At 70.0% G+C, this 4,593-nt stretch carries 6 protein-coding genes; 5 read left to right on the top strand and 1 reads right to left on the bottom strand.

The window, feature by feature from the left end; all coding sequences use genetic code 11:
• Positions 1 to 297: 297 nt before the first annotated feature.
• From WA805_RS23215 to WA805_RS23200, 4 genes are all read left to right on the top strand, one after another.
• A complete protein-coding gene (locus WA805_RS23215; RefSeq protein WP_425243396.1) occupies positions 298 to 1,443 on the top strand; it encodes an amidase in 1,146 nt (381 codons plus the stop codon).
• A gap of 83 nt (positions 1,444 to 1,526) precedes the next feature.
• Positions 1,527 to 1,730, top strand: coding sequence for a DUF1918 domain-containing protein (locus tag WA805_RS23210; RefSeq protein ID WP_422282653.1), 204 nt, complete (start codon positions 1,527 to 1,529; stop codon positions 1,728 to 1,730).
• Positions 1,731 to 1,811: 81 nt separating this feature from the next.
• Positions 1,812 to 2,432 (top strand): ClpP family protease, encoded by a 621-nt coding sequence (locus WA805_RS23205; protein ID WP_422282655.1) that lies wholly within the window; start codon positions 1,812 to 1,814, stop codon positions 2,430 to 2,432.
• Entirely contained in the window at positions 2,429 to 3,022 is a 594-nt protein-coding gene (locus WA805_RS23200; protein WP_422282657.1) for a ClpP family protease, read from the top strand. The genes WA805_RS23205 and WA805_RS23200 overlap by 4 nt, the downstream gene beginning before the upstream one ends.
• Before the next feature lie 10 nt (positions 3,023 to 3,032).
• On the opposite strand, the gene WA805_RS23195 is transcribed toward WA805_RS23200, so the two are convergent.
• Complete coding sequence (locus WA805_RS23195) at positions 3,033 to 3,365, bottom strand: helix-turn-helix domain-containing protein (RefSeq protein WP_425243395.1); 333 nt, start codon at positions 3,363 to 3,365, stop codon at positions 3,033 to 3,035.
• 100 nt (positions 3,366 to 3,465) lie between these two features.
• Here WA805_RS23195 and WA805_RS23190 point away from each other — a divergent pair, with 100 nt between their 5' ends.
• Positions 3,466 to 4,422, top strand: a complete 957-nt coding sequence (locus tag WA805_RS23190) for a pyridoxamine 5'-phosphate oxidase family protein (protein WP_425243394.1) — start codon at positions 3,466 to 3,468, stop codon at positions 4,420 to 4,422.
• The last annotated feature ends 171 nt before the right edge of the window (positions 4,423 to 4,593 follow it).

Genomic DNA, 4,593 nt, shown 5'->3' with positions numbered 1-4,593 from the left:
CGTCCGTCGACACGAGGGCGGCCGTCTGCAGGTCTCCGATGAGACCGTGATCGCTGATGTTCGGGTAGCGCTGCATGGTCACCCCATCCGCCGCATCGGCCACTCTTCAGATCATGTCAGACCTCATGTCCGCGCGGGCGGCCGCTGACAGACGTTCCCCACGCTGGTGGGGCTGGTCGAGCGCGGAGTGCTCGACGTGCCGGTCGTCGGTGTAGCAAGTGACGAGGGCGATGCCTGCACGAGCCCGGCCGCGTTGACCGTGAGGCTCTCCGCCCGGTGATCGCTCACGGTTCCATCGTGTCACCCGTTAGCCTGGCGGACGTGGCCACCTGGATCAGCACGGACTCTCAGCCCGGTTCCGGCCCGCGGGTGGCGGTGAAGGACCTCATCGACATGGCCGGCCTGCCGACGACCGCGGGCTCGCGCGCGATCGCCGAGCGCGCGGCGCCGGCCACGCACGACGCCCCGTGTCTCGCCGGGCTGCGCGAGGCGCAGCGGCGGGGCGCCGCACGGTTCGTCGGCAAGACGAACCTGCACGAGCTTGCCTTCGGAGTCACAGGAATTAACGCCGCGTTCGGCACGCCCGTCAACCCGCTCGACCCGCGCCGGGTGCCCGGCGGGTCCTCGAGCGGCTCGGCCGTGGCGGTGGCCGCCGGGGAAGCGGACGTGGCGTTCGGGACGGATACTGGCGGATCGGTCCGCATCCCGGCGGCGTGCTGCGGGATAGCCGGGCTCAAAACCACGTGGGGACGCGTCTCGCTCGAGGACGTCCGCCCGCTCGCACCCGCCTTGGACACGATAGGCCCGATGGCCAGGGACATCAGCGGCTTGGTCACCGGGATGGCGCTGCTCGAGCCAGGCTTCACGATCGCCGCCGAGGCGCCGCGCACCGTCGGCCGGCTGGCGATCGGCGCCGACCCCACGATCGACGCGGCGATTGACGGCGCGCTGCGCACGGCCGGGTTCGACGTGCAGCCGGTGAGCATCCCCGATGTTGACGCGGTCATCGCCGCGTCGCTGACCGTCCTTAGCGCGGCGGCGTGGGCGACGAACGCGGACCTGGTGCGCACCTCGGCGGACCTGATCGGCGCCGACGTGCTGGACCGGCTCCGCAGGTCCAGCACAATCACCGAAGCGGACCTGGCGGCCGCCCGGGTCACGATCGCCGGGTGGCGGGCCGCGCTCGACGACCTCTGGCGCCAGGTCGACGTGCTCGCGGCGCCCACCCTGCTCGGCTTCCCGGCGCTCATCGAGGACGCGGCGACCATGATGGCGCTCCGCGGCCTGACCTCGCCGGTGAACGTGGCGGGCGTTCCTTCGCTCGCCATGCCGGTCCCTGCCGACGGGCCGCTGCCGGCGAGCGTCCAGCTCATCGGCCCGGCGAACAGCGAGGACCGGCTGCTCGCGGCCGGTGCCGTCCTTGAAGCGGCGCTGCGCGGTTAACCCAGGGACGCGGTCTGGGCACCCAGCAGCCGACGTGCGAGGCTGGTCTAAAGCACGCCCTCAACGTGGCGGGAGATAGCGGCATGGAAGCGGTCATAGGAGACAAAATCTGCATCCACGGCAACGTCGTCGGGCACGCGGACCGGAACGGCGAGATCATTGAGGTACACGGGGACAAGGGGGAACCGCCGTACGTCGTGCGGTTCGAGGACGGTCGCACTCGTCTGGTGTATCCCGGGCCAGACGCGGTGATCGTGCCAGCGCAGCACCGGCCGAAGCGACGGTAAGCCCGCGGCCGCTGCTGTGGGCAGATCTGCCGACGGCAGCGCGGCGCACCGATCCGGCCAGTCTTCGCGCACGCTGGTTGCATGGCTCAGGATGAAAAAACTCCAGTCTTCACAGAACGGACCCGGCTTTCTCTGCTCCAGCGACGCATTCTCGTCCTGGACGGAGTCCTCGACGATGACAACGGAACCCTGCTCGCGACGCAATTGCTGACGCTCGCCGACGAAGACACGGACGCGGACGTCGCGCTGTGGATCAACTCCCCGGGCGGATCGGTCCCGTCCATGCTCGCGATCCGGGACATCATGCGGCTCGTCCCGTGCGACGTGTCCACCCTGGCGCTCGGCATCGCCTGCAGTGCGGGGCAGTTCCTGCTCTCGGCCGGCACCAAGGGCAAGCGGTTCGCGCTCCCGCACGCCCGCATCCTCATGCACCAGGGCTCGGCCGGCATCGGCGGCTCGGCCGCGGAGGTCGAGCTACAGGCTGCCGACCTGCGGCAGACCCGCGACACGGTACTTGGCCTCATCGCCGAAGACACCGGGCAGCCCGTCGACCAGGTCTTCGAGGATTCCAGGCACGACCACTGGTACAGCGCCGACGAGGCCCGCGACTACGGGTTCGTCGACGGGATCGCGGAGTCGTTCGGCCAGGTCATGCCCTCGAAGAAGCGGCCGTTCGGGCTGCGGGACCGGAGCGAGTCGTGAACACGTACACCATCCCCAACGTCATCGGCGAGGACCCGCGCGGCGACCGGATCATGGACGTCTACTCGCACCTGCTCACCGAGCGGATCGTCTACCTCGGCACAGTCATCGACCCTGGCGTGGCCAACGCGCTCACCGCGCAGCTGATCTACCTGGAGGCGCGCAGCCCGGACCAGGAGATCAATTTGTACATCAACTGCGAGGGCGGCGACATGACCTCGATGCTCGCCGTGTACGACACCATGCGGTTCATCCAGGCCCCGGTCTATACGACGTGTGTCGGGCAGGCGATCGCGGCTGGCGCCGTCCTGCTCGCGGCGGGCGCGCCAGGGCACCGCCTGATGCTGCCGCACGCCCGGGTTGTGCTGCACCAGCCGGCGGCCCGCGGCCAGGGCACGATCCCCGACCTGATCCTGCAGGCCGACGAGGTGGTGCGGCTGCGCGCCGACATGGAGGCGGTGCTGTCACTGCACACCGGCCAGTCGGCTCAGACGCTCCGCGCCGACACCGACAGGGATCGGGTGTTCACGGCCCACCAGGCACAGGAATACGGCCTCATCGACCAGGTCATCTCGGATCGCGTGGATTGAGCGGGCGGATCTAGGCCGCCATGGCGAGCGCGACCGGCGCGCCCGGGGCAACGGGCGACCGCGTCGGCCGCTCTCGCAGGTCCTCGGTGACCTGGGTGGTCAGGTCGGCCAGCGTGGTGTCCAGCGCACCGGCGAGGGCGGCGATCATCTCGCTGGACGGCTCCTTGCGCCCGCGCTCGACCTCGGAGAGGTACTGCGGCGAGATTCCGGCCCGCTCCGCCGTTTCTGCCAGCGTTTCAGCGCGCTCGGCCCGCAGCGCCCGCAGCCGGGCGCCGAGCACTTCGCGCCACAGCGGTTCCGGCTGCTGCCTCTTCAGCGGGTAAACGCGCGCGACCTCGGCCATGGCACCACTGTAGAGACGCGGCGGAGGAAGTGAAATCGGCGTTCACCGTGAGCGGATAACTGAGCTGGCCCGCACCGGCGCGGTCTGCGATTGTGGGGGTATGAGCGACCGGATCACAGCAGTTGAGGCGTACCAGAACGCCATCGTCAAGGGCGAGGACGACAGCGTTGCCGGCTACCTGGCCGACAACGTGGTCGTGGAGAGCCAATTCGGGCGGGCCGAGGGCGTCGAAGGGGCGCTCGCGCTACTGCACGAGCCCCGCATCGCCGGGCTGCTGGCGGCTGGGCCGCACTGGACGGAACCGGCCGAAAATGGCGACACGATCACGGTCACCGCCCGGCTCCCGGCCACGGCACCGTTCGGCGGCGTGGAGTTCGTTTTCACGTTCAGCGGCGCGAAGATCAGCCGGGTCGAGCAGCAGACCCTCCCCGGCGCGCCAGTGCCGGCCGCCGAGCTGCGGCTCACCGACGAGATCAAGAACGCGGTCAACGGCGCCTTTGACAACCAGACGCCCATGATGATCGCGTACAGCGACGGTGAGGGCGAGATCCACCTGTCATTCCGCGGCACGATCCAGGCCTACTCCGACGACCAACTGGCCGTATGGGCGCGCGACCCGGAAGGCGGCCTGCCGCGCCACATCTCTGCCCGGCCCAAGGTCACGCTCTTCTACCACGACCCGAAGACCAGGACCACCTACACCTTCTACGGACGGGCCAGGATCGCGGATGACCCCGACGCCAGGACCGCTGTCTTCGATGGCTCGCCAGCCCGCGAGCGGCAGATGGACTTCCGGCGCGGCGGCGTCGCCATCATCGTCGACCTGGACAAGGTCGAGGGGCGCGGCCCCGCGGGCCGTATCCTCATGCTCCGCTCGTTAGGCGATGTTCACCGCCGAAAGACCGCGACCGACCTGGTGCTTGCCGTCCGCGGAGAGCTCACCGCAACGGTGAACACGTCGGGGCAGTCGTCGCCGCTGGCCGTGGAGCACGTCCAGATGCAGACGCCGTCCGCTGGCGGCGGTCCGGCCAGGTTGGCGGCGTTGTACGCCGATTAGCCTTCACGGGCCGGGTTTATCCGGCGCGGGCGGTGGGCGGTGAGTGGCTGTGCAGGACCTGGCCCTCCGGGCCGTAGGCGGTGGTGGTTCCGTCGGGGTGCAGGATGAGCCGCCAGCCGCGGCGGTGGATGCAGATGTCGTGGTGGAACTGGCACAGCAGCACGCACTGAC

The organism is Trebonia sp. (assembly GCF_049794275.1).
Classification (GTDB): Bacteria; Actinomycetota; Actinomycetes; order Streptosporangiales; family Streptosporangiaceae; genus Trebonia.
Note: the sequence above shows the minus strand (reverse complement) of the source record. Positions and strands in the feature narration are given on the sequence as shown.